This window comes from Flammeovirga agarivorans (assembly GCF_012641475.1).
Classification (GTDB): domain Bacteria; phylum Bacteroidota; class Bacteroidia; order Cytophagales; family Flammeovirgaceae; genus Flammeovirga; species Flammeovirga agarivorans.
On record NZ_JABAIL010000001.1, the window covers coordinates 145690 to 162171 of the forward strand.

The window sequence follows — 16482 nt, forward strand, 5'->3', positions numbered from 1 at the left end:
CATGAAAAAGATCAACTCAATATATAAAATCACTCCTATTTTATTTTCATTGTTGTTCACAGTGATTATAGGATGCGATAATATTCTCGATATAAATAAAGACCCATTTGCTGCAGGTGATGATCAGGTGGCAGAACAGCCAGGGTTATTAATGACAACAGTCATGACAAGTGTTTCTTCAGATAAAGTAATGGAGACGAACTTGTTCAATAGATGGGCACAGCATTATGTTGGAGCAGGTGCTAGTGTTTTCTCAACGGCAGATAATTATTCTGTACCAACGTTTCCTCAAACCAATACTTGGTCTACTTTTTATGTTTCAGTGCTAAAAAATGCCAGTAGAGGTGAAGCTTTAGCTTCTGAAATTGGTGAAGTGAATACTGCTGCTCAATTCAAAATTATGCAGGCATTTGCTTTCTATCATCTAACGTTAATGTTTGAAGATGTTCCATTTGATGAGGCATTAAATACAAATATTTTATTCCCTGAAAGTAATGACCAAGCGAATGTCTTAAAAGGTATTGTAAATCTATTAGATCAAGCAATGAATGATATAGATGTATCAAATCCTGAAAAGATTAGCGATGAGGATTTATTATTTAAAGGCGATTTAGATAAATGGTTGATGTTTGCCAATTCTATTAAGATTAAAACTTTAATGGTAATTGCTGGGCAAGATGCTTCGTATGCAAGTTCAAGACTTGAGACGGCTTTTTCACAATCACATGTTGAAGCAATAGAAGATGAAGTGAAATTAGATTACTATGAAGACCTAACCAATGCGAACCAGTTTTATAAGCTGCATTATCAGTTTGCAGGAGGTCAAAGTTTATTCTTCTATGCTTCTAATCCATTTATTGATTTACTGAGAGGAACGAATGATCCTAGAATTGATATTTTTTATGATCGACCTGATGGAACATCAGATCAGGTTCCTCATAGAGGTGTGGACCCTGGAGCAAGATCTGCCTTTACTTCTACTTCAGTATTAAGTTTACATTATATATCAGCAACTTCTCCTGATTATTGGATTACTGCTGCTGAACTAAAATTATTAAGGGCAGAAGCTATTTTACAAGGTTGGCTTACTGGTACAACTGAGGATGCTAATGGTTATTACAGAGAAGGAATCGTTTTGAATATGGTTCATTTAAATACCATGGCTACGGTTCAAACATCAGGAAGAGGTATCACGGGAGCAGAGTATGAAAACTATGACAGTTCTTTACCAAACCTTCAGGAATTGGCTCCAGCTAATGCTTTAAAAGCAGTTTATCAACAAGGATATATTGAAACATTCAATAGAGGTATTGATTCTTGGACATATGTTCGTCGAACAAATTATCCTGAAGATATGCCATTACCTGAGGATGCAGCCATTTCGAATCATATTACTCGTTTACCATATTCTCCTAGTGAAGTAAGTGCTAATCCTAATAGCCCAAGTCAGAAAGCTTTGGATACTCCTATGTGGTTTATGACATCTAACTAACAGAACCTATGAAAAAAATAATTAAAATAGGCATCACTTGTTTGAGTATATCACTCTTTGGATGTGAGCCATATGATACTTATAAAGATGAACTTTCTGTTGAGTTTAATGGATCGGCAGTTGCTTTTTCAACAGCAACGACATCACCGGACTCTGTAAAAGAAAACTCAGTACCAATAAGTTTAACCGTTGAAATGCCTTATGCAATTCAAACGTCAAGAGGCGTTCAAGTAAACTATGAGTTTGGCGGAGATGCAACTTTTGGGACAGACTTTACGGCAAAAGCTATAGAAAGTAATAATCCCAATTCGCAAGATGTCGTAGAAAAGTTCGCTGATGCAAGTGGAGGCTCTTTTATCATTAAAAATAAGGAAAAGTCCGAAGATGCTGATGGAGAACAAAGCTATACGAATGTGAAGAATACAGCGACTATTGAGGTATCACCTTTAGTAGTTTATGGTGTAGATAAAACCGGAGGAAAGGTACTTGATGTGATTTTAACATCAGCTACAAACCTGGATGATAATTCTGATGTAACTGTTGGACAAGGTGGCATTAAAGGAATCTATAATATGGTGTTAGAAGATATTCATTGTCCTACTAGTTTGGATGGTACTTATTCAGCAACAATCGAAACAGAAGAAGGATTAGAAGCTGCTCCAGATGTTATAATTACAACGGTTGATTCATTAGCAAACCCTGATAATATTTGGGGACTTTATGATATTTCTAATATCGCTGGTGATATTCAAGATATTCCTTTTCAAATCATAGATCAGTGTGGAGAATTTTTGGGTCCTTCAGATAGTTATATCACTATTTCAGGAGATACAAATGAGGCTGGTCGAATTGAATTGGATGTGATGTTCTCTGATGGAACAACTACAAGACAATGGATCCTTTATCTTACTAAACAATAAGACACATGAAGAAATTAGTATTATCAATATTATTTGTGGGAAGTCTTTTAGTAGGCAGTAAGGGATATTCCCAAGGTGTACAGCAGATTACAAATCCGACACCTCAATTTATAAGTCCAAATATATCAAGTGCTCCAAATAAACTCTTTGTTCGTTTAAAGGACTACCGAGATGTTGATATGGCTTATATGGAACAGGGACAAGATCAATTTGTAAACTCTGATAAACGTTTCCTTTATAGAGCTTTAACGGATGCAAGAATTGCTTCAGTTATAGAGCCTATGAGTGTCTTGAAAAAAAGAAAATCTGATGTATTACAGATTACGCTACATAATGATAATGACTTGGACCGTTACATGAGTGATTTAGCTCAGGATCCAAACGTTCTTTATGTAGAACGAGTACCATTACCACAATCTTTCTCTACACCAAATGATCCTCTTGCAGGAGATCAATACCATTTGGAGTTAGTGGGAGCAATAGAAGCATGGTCAAAATCTACAGAAAATGCGAATACTCCTAAGAACGATATTGTAATTGCGATTATCGATGACGGGGTATTGATTACACACGAAGATCTAAAAGACAATATGTTCATCAATGAAACAGAGTTAAATGGAACTCCTGGTATTGATGATGATAATAATGGGTATGTAGATGATATCTATGGTTGGGATGCTTCAGGCGATGAGTATTATAACGGAGATCCCGATCCTAATCCTCCATCAAGTGAAGCGACAAGGTTTAACTTCTCTCATGGAACACACTGTGCTGGTATTGCAGCCGCAAGAACTGATAACAGTAAAGGTGTAGCTTCAGTATCAGATAATAGAGTGAAAATATTGGCAGTGAAGGCAACAGCCGATGATACGCCAAATGCTAGAGCTATTACACACTCTACAGAAGCTTTAATGTATGCGATTGAGATGAAAGCAAATGTTGTTAGTATGTCATACGGTGGATATGGTTATTCGGCAACTGTTGCAAGATTAATTCGAGAAGCAACTGAAGATTACGGTATGTTTTTCGTAGCAGCGGCAGGTAATGATAACGTTAACCTTGCTAGTTATCCTGCAGGATATGATAATGTAATGGCTGTAGCTAATACAACGAGTAATGATGTGAAATCACCTTCTTCTCAATATGGACCTTGGATTGATATTTCGGCTCCTGGTACAGATATTATTAGTACAGTTGCAGCAGATGATGGTAATACCAATGGAGATTATGCTCCTTACACAGGTACATCAATGTCATGTCCAATGGTAGCAGGTGCTGCGGCATTTTTGTTAACCCAAGATTCAACAATTTCACCTTTACAAATGAGGGCATTGTTAATGGGGACAGCTACAGACATCAACCCCAGAAACCCTAATTATCAAAATGCATTAGGTGCAGGTCGAATAAACATGAGTGCGGCGATGGATGCATTACTTTCAGATCGTCCAATTGCTGCGTTTGATATCTTATCTGATAATGGTATTGTCAATCAAGATATTCAATTAGTGAACTTATCGTTTGCGGATGGTGCTACCTATGAATGGAATTTTGGAGATAGTGAAACAAGTACCTCATCAGCAGATACAATATCACATGCTTATGATTCTATTCCGACTTTAGGTACTTATTTGATCACTTTAAAAGTGACAGATGCTTCAGGAAGAAGTAATACATATAGAAGAGGAATTACTATGATTGCAGGCCCACCTGAAGGACCTGAAGAATCAGTGCCTTTCTCTACCGACTTTTTGTCGGATACGGGAGGATTCGTTACGGAAACAGAATATCTAGATGGAGGTACTGGTGATGACGTATGGGAATGGGCAAGAGCAAGAGGAGATAACTTGAATAGTGGAGATTCTACTGTTTGGGTAACAGCTGCCTCAGGCGGTGTACCTTTAAGATCATATTCAGCAATTTTATATACACCAATATTTGATTTTAGTGAGGAGGAAAAAGAATATAAAATATCTTTTACAAAAAGTATGGAAACGACATACTGTAATGCCCCTGCTGCTTGTCAAATGCAATATACTACTGATAATGGAGGAACTTGGAGGTTACTGGGTGAGCCAAATGATGGTTTAGGGTATGGTTGGTATAATAAATCACCAGACGATGCCTGTGCGATACACCCTATTATTTTCGAAAACCAAACCGGTTGGTTAGGAAATTATGAAAATGATTCTACCGCTTATAATGTATCGTTCTTAGCAGGCAATGATAAAGTCCGTTTCAGATTTGTCTACAGACATGAATCAGCCTTTCAAATAGAAGATACAGATGATGGTTTTATGATTAGAGATTTTATTGTCACTAAAGAAGAACCAACAGCAGACTTCAACATTACTGCAGATGTTGAATATATCAAAAGACCTATACAATTTGTTTATAACTCAGGTGGAGCAATAGATTATTTGTGGGATTTTGGTGATGGAAATACATCTACAGAGCCAAGTCCAACACATACTTATGAGACTACAGGTGAGTATGAAGTAGAATTATATATAAACAACGATCCTAGCAGGAACCACAAAGACACTATTCCAATCTTAGGGGTAAAAAGTGTACCATTTGATTTAGCAGATGGTGGAGATCTTGAAGGTGATGACTTACTATTTTATTCACTTAACCTTGCTGGAACAGACTTGGAATTAGGTTCATCTAGTATCGAAGGTAAAAACGGAACTCTAAGTGGTGATAATGCTTATGTATTGGGTAAAGATACCGCGGGATATCAAGTACCAACAGGATTCTATTTATATACATCAGTATTTGATTTACCTGATGGAGATGATGATACACAACGCTTTTCTTTTGCTTTAAAGCAAGATGTAAAAGAACAAGTAGATGGCATGTTTGTAGAATTTAGTAATGACTATGGTAGATCATGGAGATTATTAGGTTCTTATGTTGATCCATCATGGAACAATGAATTGTCTTCTGAATATTATTGGAGTGGTGAAAATATTCCTATTATGACTGGTACAACAGACAATGAATGGGAAACAAAATATATCCCTTTGGCAGGGTTTGAAGGGGAGAAAGTAGCCTTTAGATTATTCTTTGTAGCAGCAAGCCAAGATTCTTCTGGAGGTATTGGATTGGCTATGGATAACTTCAGAGTAGTAGATTATGAACCTCAAGTTACTTCATTGAACTATACTATAGATAAAACTATTGTAGGCTTAAATTCAGAGGTAACCTTTACAAGTAGATCAGATGTTGATAGTGCATTGGTAGGATGGTATTTTGGAGAACCTGAAGACGCCACACCTTCTGTCGTTTATGGGGAAGGACCTCATGAGGTGACATATCAGACTGAAGGACTTAAAGACTTATTAATGTTTGTTGTTGGGTCAGACCAGCAGGCTTCCTATCAAGGAGTGGTAAGAGTAAATGCTAGTGTATCTTCAACAGTCGAAGAAGACTTAAAAGAAATGGCTCCGGTAGTTTATCCGAATCCAAACTTAGGGAATGAGCTCTTTATTTTATCTGAAAAAGGGATAAGCTCTGTTGATATCTTAAAAACTTCAGGTCAACAAATTTCTTCTCCTCCACATTGGGATGGAAATAAAGTTGACATCACAAACCTTTCTAAAGGTTTATATATCATAAGGATTGAACAACAAGATGGAAGTATCTATCATAAAAAGCTGATAAAAGAATAATTACTATAACGAAAGGAACAGGTTTACATCTGTTCCTTTTTTTAGCTTGTCCTAAAATTAGAAGGCGTCATTTCAGTCTTTCTTTTAAAGTATCTGATGAAATGAGATGAATCCTTAAAATTCAGATCAAAGGCAATTTCACTAACAGTTTGGTTCGTATATAGAAGCATTCTTTTTGCTTCCTTAATAATGTATTCACCGATAAATTTTGATGCAGATACTCCAATAGCAGTTTTACAGATTGCATTTAGATTTTGTGGAGTGGTATGTAATAAATCTGCATAATGGTTTACGCTGTTGATGATCTGTTCAGAGCTTTCTAACAGATCTTTTAGCTGTATAAAAGACTCTGAATATTGGTGCGTATTGCCAGTAGAAGGAGTTGTGTCATGAAGGAACTTAGCAAATAATGCTTTTAACAACCCTTCGATGACTGTCTGTTGAGTATCATATCTATCTTTTAAATTATCAACAAGAAGCTGAAAAATAGTATTTACTTGATCGATATCTTTGAGATAAACACATGGGTGATGACTCATTTCTCCAATAAGTTGTATTAGCTGCTGGTCAGTACTGTTTTCAAGAAATGATTTTTTCATTATGATAACAAAACCTTTTGGTTCTGAAAGGATATCCCAATGGTGCATCTGTTCTTTTTGAATAAAGAACAAAGTAGGTTGATTAATTTCGAAGGTGTCATAATCTATTGTGTGGCTACCAGAACCTTCGTAGAGATAAACAATCTCAACATATTTGTTGTGCTTGTGTGGGTTGGTTTTTCTGATGTTTGCTCTGAATGCTTCTATTTTTATATCCTTAGCATTTTCTATTTTGTCCTTGGTGGTAATTTCCATTGATAGTTATTTTTAGTAAAGTGTAGTACGCAATACAAAAATGCGAGAATAATCCATTAAATGAATTATTCTCGCATTATTTATAAATTGTTATGATTATATGCCATTTTACAGGATTCCATCATCTGTTTCTGTAGGAGCAACATATTCTTGCTCAGTAGCTACAGAATCATCCTCAGCCATTATATCCCCAAAATTATCAGGGCTGTATTTACTACAATCCAATTCAACATTAATAGGAATTGATGGCTCTGGGAATTTACTACGCTTATAACCTAGTTCTTGGCATAATTGCTTGTCTTTGTAAACATCCTCCATAAAATAAGCAAATGCAGGTAATGCTAAACGGGCACCTTGACCATACTTAATAGTTCTGAAGTGGATTGAACGATCTTCGCCTCCACACCATACACCAGTTACAAGGTCATTAGTGAAGCCCATAAACCAACCATCAGAGAAATTAGCAGTAGTACCTGTTTTACCACCTACATGGAATACCTCTCCAGTTTTCTTATCTCTCTTAAAGTTATATCTATTCAAACGCATGGCAGTACCACCTGCTTCTTCTGAAGTACCTCTTAGCATGTATGTCATTAACCACGCAGTTCTCTCATTTAGTACTTCTACTTTTTTAGGAGTAAATGTTTTTAATACTCTACCATTTTTATCCTCGATTCTAGTAATAAATCTAGGCTCGGTCCAAGTACCTTTATTGATGAAAACAGAATAGGCAGTTACCATTTCAAAAACAGATACATCTTCAGTACCTAAACATAACGAAGGTACACCTTTGATTGGCTTTTTGTCATAACCAGTTCTACCTCTTGCTTTATCATCTTCCGTCAATAAATAAGAGAACATTTGATCTCGTATAAATTTAAAACCAAACTTGTCTCTTGCATATCTTGATAATGTCGGAGCACCTAGTTCTTTTACTAAGTAAGCAGCAGCAGTATTGATTGATCTCGACATTGCTTGTCTCAATGTATATGTTTTACCACTATATCCATCAGCATTGGCAGGTGTCCAAGGTTTGTCCGCTACTGCTTCTTCAGCAGTAAAAGTAATCGGGACGTCAGTGATAGGAGAACAAGGTTGAAAACGATCTTCTAGTGCTTTTGCATATAAGAACGGTTTGAAAGTTGAACCAGGCTGACGATAACCTAAACGAACATGGTCATACTTAAAGTATTTATAGTTGATACCTCCAACCCAAGCTTTTATTGCTCCAGTTTTTGGTTCCATTGATGTCATACCAACTTGTAAGAACATTTTGTAGTACTTTAAAGAGTCATAAGAACTCATAACAGTATCTTTTTCATGGTTGTTGTTCTCCCAAGTAAATACTTTCATTTTCTTTTTCACTTTTAAAGCTTTATCAATAGCTAATGAATCGCCACCGTATTGCTTATAAAGTGATTTGTAAACTCTTGTTCTTTTGATAGCTCTTGGTAAGAAGTTTGGAATTACTTCACCTTCTCTATCTCTCCAAGGCTCACCTTGTCCTTCCCAGTGCTCGTTGAATAATGCTTGCTGAGCTCTCATATGTTTATCAATTGCTTCTTCAGCATATCGCTGCATACGAGAATCGATAGTTGTATAGATTTTTAAACCATCAGCATATAAATCCAAGCCTTTATCTTTACAGAATCTCTGAATATCTTTTACTACTTCAGCTCTAAAGTAAGGAGCAAGACCTTTATTGTGGTTTTCAACATTGTATCTTAAACCTAAATCTTCACCCATATACTCTTTTTCTTGAGCTGCAGTGATCAAGTTGTATTTTTCCATTTGACTGATGACCTGATTACGAACTTTTAAAGCTCTTTCAGGGTGAAATCTTGGGCTATAGAATGTTGGTGCTTGTAAAATACCAACTAGTACCGCAGATTCAGGTACAGTTAATTGATCTGGAGTAGTACTAAAGAAAGTTTGAGCAGCAACATGAATACCATAGGCATTGGAACCAAAATCGACAGTGTTTAAATACATTGTCATGATTTCTTTCTTTGTGTAGGCTTCTTCAAGTTCTACAGCTACAATCCACTCTTTTAATTTATTGATTACAAGTCCAATTAAAGGAACACTTGATAATCTACCTTCTAGATCTTGATCTCTACGGATTTTAAATAGGTTTTTTGCTAATTGTTGAGTTAATGTGGACGATCCTCTCTTCTTACCGCTCATTGTAACGTAGCGGAAAAGATAATAAGGTACAGCAATTGTAGCTTTAAAATCGATACCACTATGGTCGTAAAAACGAACATCCTCAGAAGCTAATAATGCATTCTTTAGGTTAGTAGATAGATCTTCATATTCTACTTTTGTTCTATTTTTTCTGTAGTATTTACCTAATAACTCACCGTCAGCAGAGTATAACTCAGAGGCAACTTCACTTTTAGGGTTTTCTAAGACACTTGGGTCTGGAAGTTCACCATATAAGTTAAACCAGTTATTTTTTAAAGAAATTCCAAAAACGATGGCACTTACGACACCTATAATAAATAGAATCCAAAGTGCTTTTATGGCTTTTAAATACATATGTTTTTAATATTCAGTACTTAAGCTGTATATAATATTAGTATTGAAATGAATAAGTAAGCAAGTTAATCATTCCTTTATACTTTTTATTTGATTCTCTAATTATGATTAGAAAAAAGGCAAGATTTTTACCACCCAATTGTATAGTAAAATCATACCAATTTATTATTCTGTTGTGATTTCATAATCATGATATCTACCAGGGATATATCCATTTTCAAGACGGCGTTCAGTGATTTCTTCTAGCATTCCTTTTGCAGTATCAGAAAACTCTCCAGAAGGATAAGCAAGTAGGTAGCCATTTAGAGCATCTTTGAATGTTTGATAGTATTTGGTAGTTCGACCAATAAGCAAGACTCTTAAAAATCTCCCTTTTTCCTCATAAGCACTTTGAGGGAAGTCGTTTAATAGTTCATTGAGCTTGATATCTGATTGATTATATTGTTTTTCAAGATATAGTTGATAGGCAGAGGCATATAAATCCTTAATATAGTTCTCCCTTTCATTGGTTTCTTTTACATAGTTCGGGTTAAGAAGAATTTTTGAATACAAGCAATCAGGGTAATTTTCGATAAGATATTGCTTTGCTTCTTCTTCATCACAACTTTCATCTTCCTGACAAATCACATAAACAAGGTAAGCGACTTCATGTGCATTTTCATCATTAGGGTATTCATCGAGAAAACGATAAAAGTTATTTAACGCTTCTTCGTTGATTTTCATTCTATAGAAATAAACCTTCCCTAATTCGAAAATGCCATCGGCTAATGCTTTATGTACCTTTTTTAACTCCTCATCTGTAGTAGGTATTTCAGCAATTCTTTGATCCATTGTTTTCAAACCAGCAAATAAGTCCTCATTACTTGCCTCATCATTTTTATCTTTTTTCTTATTACTTGATGTGGGCTTTTGGTTATTATTGGCAGTTTGATTGTTTGTGTTAGCGGCCCCTGAAAATTCCATTTTGTTAGACCTTCTCCAGTTATCTTCTAGAGGTCTTGAGCCCCAAATTCTCAAGAATTGAGCTTTACCTTGTGCCAAAGCATTCGTATTGTAAAAATAAAACTCTTTAGATTCTTTATTACTGAAGGATTGTGATTTTGCAGTAACAGGTTTTTCTTTCTTTTTCTCATTTTCTATCGCATACTGTTGCTTTAGAATGAGCTCTTCTTTTTCTTCTTCAATTTCTTTTTCTAAAAACTCTTTCCTTTCCTCCTCATTCATTTCGTACAAGCTCAGTAAACGTTCATTTTCTTGAACAATTTTGGTGTACTTAGCGAGTTCTTGTAAGTTCTCAGATCTTTTCTTAATGTCTTCAAAACCATATACAGATTCATCAAAGTTTTGAACTGCACTATCATAATAAGCAGCAGCTGCTATATAATCTTTCTTTTCTGTATAATATATTTTGCCCGACTCCCAATACGAATGCCCTTTTTGAATCTGATTGGATGTACTTACCTGAATTGATTCGTTGAAAAAACTTAAGGCTTTATCATAATCGGGTTTACGCATTTCAAACTGAGCCATTTCATAATAGATTTTATCTCTATTATCCCAGTTGTTATGGTCTTTTAATTTTTTGTCAAAATACTTTTTGATTTTCTTCGTCTGCTTTTCATCACTGAAGTCTACAGGTTGCATACTGTAAGCACTAATATCAGATTGAAACTCTAGATCATTCGTTTTTGATATTTTTTCAGCGGTGGAGTAGGCTTTATAAGCATCATTGATCACTCCAGTTTTTTCATACATCTGACCTAGTATGAAATAATACCTAGAGCGTAAATGCTTTTTTTGTTCTAAATCGACAACTAACCTTAGATGAGCGATCGATTGTTTGAAATCATTTTTATTTCTGTAATAGTGGGCGAGATTCAGGTGGTAGTCTTTTGTGTTTTCTTTATTGTAAGGGGCTTTTTGTTGTTTGATGATATCTTTTACTAAAGTAATGTTTCCTTCTTCTTTCTTTTCAATAAACATTCTTAAAAGAGCATTCAGAGCAGCATGTCTACTATTTTCATCATTAAATTTAGCATTGACATATTTAAAAGTAGTGAGTGAATTTTCATAATCCTCTTCATAGAGCCTTACCCAACCCACTAATAAATAACATTCATCGATCCATTCACTACTTTTGTGAAATTTAATAGGACGAGATGCTTTTGTAATGATAAAATCTAGCTGTTCTTTATGCGATAATGTTTTATTGGTATCAATAGGTATTAAAATTGATAGAACGTCATTGTAATCATCCACATGTTCATTAAATAAATCCAACTCCAACTGTTCCATTCCTTCTCTTGCTAAAAAGTAAGAATTGTAATGTGTAGCAGTATCATGATAAAACTGACAAGCACTACCAGAAACAAGAAGTAGTGTTAACAGAAATGCCTTTATAATTAGAGTGGTATTTTTATTTAAAATAATCTGCTTCATTGTGATGTAGCGATCAATTGTATAAAAAATGAATGATGATGAATTCCTGAAAAAAAATGTGTTATCGCAATTTAGAAGGGGGTTGATAACAGCAAAAAGTGGAATATCACTTTAAAAATAACATAATTCAATAAAAAAGAGACTAATTAAATTTTTTCATTGACCTCAGTCAATGGCTAATTTACATTTTTTATTATCGAAAAAGTTATAATAATTCAATAGTTATAGACAAAATGCAAATAAAGTCCTCATTTATTGTAATTTTACCATTTGTAAACTTCTTAAACAAGAAGAAATATAATCAATGAAAAAACAAGGAAAGACCTTATCAGAGTGGCTGACCACTAGATTTGTTCTTGTCGTTAGAGATGAAGAAACCTTTGCTGAAAGGGCTGCATATAGATTCAGCTATGTAAAAATCCTATTAGTCTTAGGAATGCTTTTTACCGTTTTAGGAGGTTTGAGTTTTGTATTAGCGACCACATTATTGGCTAAGATTTTTGATCCTCGAGTTGCTTATCGAGAGACAGACAGAAAGCTGATTGAAATGGAACGTAGTTTGGATTCATTGAAGATTGCTTCTGATGAGAAAGATGTATATATGGCATCCATTAAAGCGATCATTGACGGTGAAGTAGATGACGAAGAAGATTTCAAAGCAAATATCGTTAATACAGACCAAGTAGATGATATCGAAGTTGATTTAAAGAAAATTGACCCAGTTGATTCAATATTTAGAAGTGAATTTGAAGGTTTAGAAATTAAACCTGCGGCAGTCACTTCGATATATCAAGGTATAGAAGATGTTTTCTTTTTTCCACCAGTATCGAATGGTGTACTTTCTAAGAAATTTAATCTAAAGGAAGGACATTATGGTGTTGATGTATTGGCAAAAAGAAATGAAGGGATAAAGGCAATTGCTGATGGAACTGTAATTATGGCCTCATGGACTCAAGATTCAGGGTACGTCATTGGAGTTCAACATAAAGGTCAAGTAATATCATTTTACAAGCATAACTCTGTTCTACTGAAAAAAGTTGGGGAGACGGTTCGTACAGGTGATATTATTGCAATCATTGGTAATAGTGGAGAAATGACAGATGGACAACATCTTCATTTTGAACTTTGGTATAATGGAATACCAGTTGACCCTGTTGATTTTATCGCATTTGAATAAAATCTATTGATATTGAATGTACTTCATTAACGATTAAAAATATTTTTACAGAATAATTATTATGGGATTATTTGGAAACGCAGAAGAAGCAAAAAAAGTGGTACCACAACAGTCAGGTAATGTAACTAACAACTCTATTGGCCAAGGAACTACATTAAAAGGTGATGTAGAAACACATGGTATCTTAAGAATGGACGGTAAATTAATTGGTAATTTACAATGTCATTCAAAATTATTCTTAGGTAATGATGGGCAAGTCGAAGGTGATGTTTTTGCTCAGAATGCTGAAATTGAAGGCGAAATTCATGGTAAGATTGAAGTTGCTGAAAATTTAATCTTAAGAAGCTCAGCAGTAGTTCATGGTGATATCATCACTAAATCGTTAACTATTGATCCAGGAGCAGTCTTTAATGGACAATGTCAAATGGGTAAAGAGCGTCCTCTTTTAGCTTCTTCTACAGCATCTTCATCAGAGAGTATCTCAGTGGAGCAAAAGGAAGCAGAAAAAGATGAAGCAGCCCAATAAGAAAGATAAGTACGTCGAAAAGTATTCGACATTTCTTAAATATTCATCCGTAAGTACAGAAATGATAGTTACATTACTTATTTGTGCTTACGGCGGTAAATATTTGGATAGTTACTTAGACACTAATCAACCTTACTTCACAATAGGTCTTTTATTATTCGGAGTGTTTGCTTCATTGGTCATACTTATCAATGGGTTGCGGAAAATTTCTAAAAAAAATGACTCAGTAGTGAAAAAAAAAGGTAAAGATGACAATTTTTATAAAAAATGATTGATGTCACTTTGAAGTTTAATGACTATTACCTTATGTTTGCACTCGATTCCAATTTTATATTGGAAATTTTATAATGCATCTAGATTTACGAACACACTTTTACTTTGGATTATTGCTCTTGTCGTCAGTATTTATACTTATGATCATAGCAGCAGAGCAAAGTGAGATAGATTTGGGCCGCTTTATCTATTTAGAATTAGTTTTTAATATAGTTCTTGCGGTGATGTCATATGAAATAACATGCTTAGGGGCGGATACGGGAAATGGTCCAACCTTTCATAGTTTCTACATGGCGACAGTCTTGATCAGAATTTTATTATCATTGACTGTTTTTATCTTGTTCTTTCTAAAGGCAAACGCAGAGAAGGCGGAGAAGTTAAGTTTTATACTTTGTTTTTTCTTTTTTTATTTTGCGTACTCAATTTTTGAGATTGTTTGTCTCTATCATAAATTGCAGGGTAGATCCAGGAATGAGTGATTTTATAATAATGAAAAGTAATTTATCTTTTTACAGACGTCTAGCAATGCTAGCAGTGCTATTGACAGCACTAGTACAAACTTCATCTTTACAAGCAAGTGACGGACATGGTGAGCCTCATGATGGAGAACACATTAAGGAATACAATCCTGTAGAAACAATCCTTCACCACGTTAAGGATGAACATTACTGGACTTTCTATTCGACTACAGATGATCATGGACATGAGCATCATTATGGTATCAATCTTCCAGTAATCTTGTATGTAGAAGGTAAAGGGTTTGAATTTTTTGGTTCAAGCGAATTTTTACATCACAAACCTGTAAAAGGTAAGTTTGGTAGTTACGAAAACCACCACGAACACATTTCTTCAGTTGATGGAGATCATATTTATGATTTATCATTAACTAAAAATGCAGCTTCAACTGGTCTTTCAGTTTTATTACTAATCATTATTTTTAGTGCGATTTCAAAAGGATACAAGAACAACGCTGGTAAAGCTCCTTCAGGAATTCAGTCTTTCTTCGAACCTCTTATTGTTTACATGAGAGACGAAGTGATTAAGCCTAACTTAGGTCACAATACTGATAGGTTCTTACCTTACTTATTGACGTTATTCTTCTTTATTCTTTTCAATAACTTATTAGGTTTATTACCTGGTGGAGCCAATGCTTCGGGTAATATCTCTTTCACAATGTTGATGGCGATATTTACTTTGATCATTACAAACATCAACGGTAATAAAGAATATTGGGGACATATTTTTGCTACCCCAGGTGTTCCAGGTTGGTTATTACCAATCATGATTCCAGTAGAGATTATCGGTATCTTCACAAAACCAATTGCCTTGATGCTTCGTTTGTTCGCCAATATTACTGGTGGTCACATCGTATTGCTATCATTTATGTCATTGGTATTTATCTTGGAAGCTGCATGGGTTGGAGGCGTTGCTTCTTTCATCATCGTTCCATTATATTTCATGGAGATCTTTGTAGCTTTCTTACAAGCTTATATCTTTACGATGCTTTCTGCTCTATTTATTGGATCAGCAGTAGCAGAACATCACTAAGAAATCTTTAAGTTGCTGAAATTAAGTTAATTAATGTTTAGTCAGCTTAAATGATAACAAATAATGAATGATCTTCGCGCAAGCGAAAGCTTCATATACGTTTCTTTTTTTAAAACTATTTAAACAAAATTCAAATGTCATTACTTTCAATTTTATTAGAAGTAAGTGGTAGCGTAGGTCAATTAGGTGCAGCTATCGGTGCAGGTTTAGCAGTATTTGGTGCTGGTCTTGGTATCGGTAAAATCGGTGGTAACGCAGTAGAATCAATGGCTCGTCAGCCAGAGATCGCTGGTAACCTTCAAACTGCAATGATTATCGCAGCAGCCTTGATTGAAGGTGTTGCTCTTTTCGCAGTAGTAGTTTGTCTATTGATCGGTTTAGGTTAATCCTAACGACGCAAAGAAACATTTTGTTTGGATATCCATCGCTTTAGGGGTTTGCCCGGCGATGGGTATCTTCCAACAAAGAAACGTCAGAACGCTCACGCAAAAAATAATCAGAGATGGATATTATAACTCCTGGTATTGGTCTTTTATTTTGGAACACATTATTCTTCTTAGTAGTGTTCTTGATTGTTGGAATGAAAATCGTTCCAGTTATCTCAAAAGGCCTTAAAGATAGAGAAGAGTCAATTGATAATGCTCTTAAAGCTGCAGAACAAGCAAAAGCAGATATTGCTAACTTGAAAGCAGAGAACGAGAAGGAAAAAGAAAGAGCTCGTGCTGAAAGAGAAGAAATTATTTCTTCAGCTAAGAAGAAAGCAGATCAAATGATTAACGAAGCTACAGACCAAGCTAAGGCTGAAGCTAAGAAAATCGTTGATGATGCAAGAAATTCTATCGAAGCGGAGAAAAGAGAGGCGTTGGCTGAAATCAAAGGTGTTGTTTCAGAACTTTCTTTAGATATCGCTGAGAAAGTAATCCGTAAACAATTAGCTGATGATGCCGCTCAACAAGAGCTTGTAGCTAAACTTGTTGAAGACGCAAATATCTAATTTTAACAGATAAACATGCGGAAGCAATTCCGCTGTATATAAATCAT

The 16482-nt window shown here is 34.9% G+C and carries 12 protein-coding genes; 9 read left to right on the forward strand and 3 right to left on the reverse strand.

Going from position 1 to position 16482, the window contains the following annotated elements:
• Position 1: 1 nt before the first annotated feature.
• The 3 genes from HGP29_RS00700 to HGP29_RS00710 are packed head-to-tail and all read left to right on the forward strand — an operon-like array spanning position 2 to position 6083.
• The gene (locus tag HGP29_RS00700) at positions 2 to 1492 is read left to right on the forward strand and encodes a SusD/RagB family nutrient-binding outer membrane lipoprotein (protein ID WP_168880384.1); all 1491 of its coding nucleotides are present in this window, start codon (positions 2 to 4) and stop codon (positions 1490 to 1492) included.
• An 8-nt stretch (positions 1493 to 1500) separates the two neighbouring features.
• Positions 1501 to 2412, forward strand: coding sequence for a hypothetical protein (locus tag HGP29_RS00705; protein ID WP_168880385.1), 912 nt, complete (start codon positions 1501 to 1503; stop codon positions 2410 to 2412).
• A gap of 5 nt (positions 2413 to 2417) precedes the next feature.
• Positions 2418 to 6083 carry a S8 family serine peptidase gene (locus HGP29_RS00710; RefSeq protein WP_168880386.1) on the forward strand — a complete coding sequence of 1222 codons (3666 nt, stop codon included), beginning with the start codon at positions 2418 to 2420 and terminating at the stop codon, positions 6081 to 6083.
• Positions 6084 to 6124: 41 nt separating this feature from the next.
• Here HGP29_RS00710 and HGP29_RS00715 read toward each other — a convergent pair whose 3' ends face one another.
• The 3 genes from HGP29_RS00715 to porW all read right to left on the reverse strand — a co-directional run bounded on the left by HGP29_RS00715 (position 6125) and on the right by porW (position 11917).
• Positions 6125 to 6937, reverse strand: coding sequence for a helix-turn-helix transcriptional regulator (locus HGP29_RS00715; protein ID WP_168880387.1), 813 nt, complete (start codon positions 6935 to 6937; stop codon positions 6125 to 6127).
• Between the two features lie 108 nt (positions 6938 to 7045).
• Positions 7046 to 9478 carry a transglycosylase domain-containing protein gene (locus tag HGP29_RS00720; RefSeq protein ID WP_168880388.1) on the reverse strand — a complete coding sequence of 811 codons (2433 nt, stop codon included), beginning with the start codon at positions 9476 to 9478 and terminating at the stop codon, positions 7046 to 7048.
• Between the two features lie 165 nt (positions 9479 to 9643).
• Positions 9644 to 11917: a type IX secretion system periplasmic lipoprotein PorW/SprE gene (gene porW, locus HGP29_RS00725; RefSeq protein WP_168880389.1), complete on the reverse strand. Its 2274-nt coding sequence runs from the start codon at positions 11915 to 11917 to the stop codon at positions 9644 to 9646.
• A gap of 304 nt (positions 11918 to 12221) precedes the next feature.
• Between porW and HGP29_RS00730 the strand changes: the two genes are divergently transcribed.
• The 6 genes from HGP29_RS00730 (at position 12222) to atpF (ending at position 16435) form a co-directional block, all read left to right on the forward strand.
• The gene (locus tag HGP29_RS00730; RefSeq protein WP_168880390.1) at positions 12222 to 13094 is read left to right on the forward strand and encodes a M23 family metallopeptidase; all 873 of its coding nucleotides are present in this window, start codon (positions 12222 to 12224) and stop codon (positions 13092 to 13094) included.
• Between the two features lie 61 nt (positions 13095 to 13155).
• Positions 13156 to 13620: a bactofilin family protein gene (locus tag HGP29_RS00735; protein WP_168880391.1), complete on the forward strand. Its 465-nt coding sequence runs from the start codon at positions 13156 to 13158 to the stop codon at positions 13618 to 13620.
• Positions 13604 to 13891: an AtpZ/AtpI family protein gene (locus tag HGP29_RS29105; RefSeq protein WP_394354068.1), complete on the forward strand. Its 288-nt coding sequence runs from the start codon at positions 13604 to 13606 to the stop codon at positions 13889 to 13891. The genes HGP29_RS00735 and HGP29_RS29105 overlap by 17 nt, the downstream gene beginning before the upstream one ends.
• A 491-nt stretch (positions 13892 to 14382) precedes the next feature.
• On the forward strand, positions 14383 to 15441 hold the full coding sequence (atpB, locus tag HGP29_RS00745; RefSeq protein ID WP_168880393.1) for a F0F1 ATP synthase subunit A: 1059 nt from the start codon (positions 14383 to 14385) through the stop codon (positions 15439 to 15441).
• Between the two features lie 134 nt (positions 15442 to 15575).
• Positions 15576 to 15827 (forward strand): ATP synthase F0 subunit C, encoded by a 252-nt coding sequence (gene atpE, locus HGP29_RS00750; protein WP_168880394.1) that lies wholly within the window; start codon positions 15576 to 15578, stop codon positions 15825 to 15827.
• A 116-nt stretch (positions 15828 to 15943) separates the two neighbouring features.
• Entirely contained in the window at positions 15944 to 16435 is a 492-nt protein-coding gene (gene atpF, locus HGP29_RS00755; RefSeq protein ID WP_168880395.1) for a F0F1 ATP synthase subunit B, read from the forward strand.
• Positions 16436 to 16482: the final 47 nt, after the last annotated feature.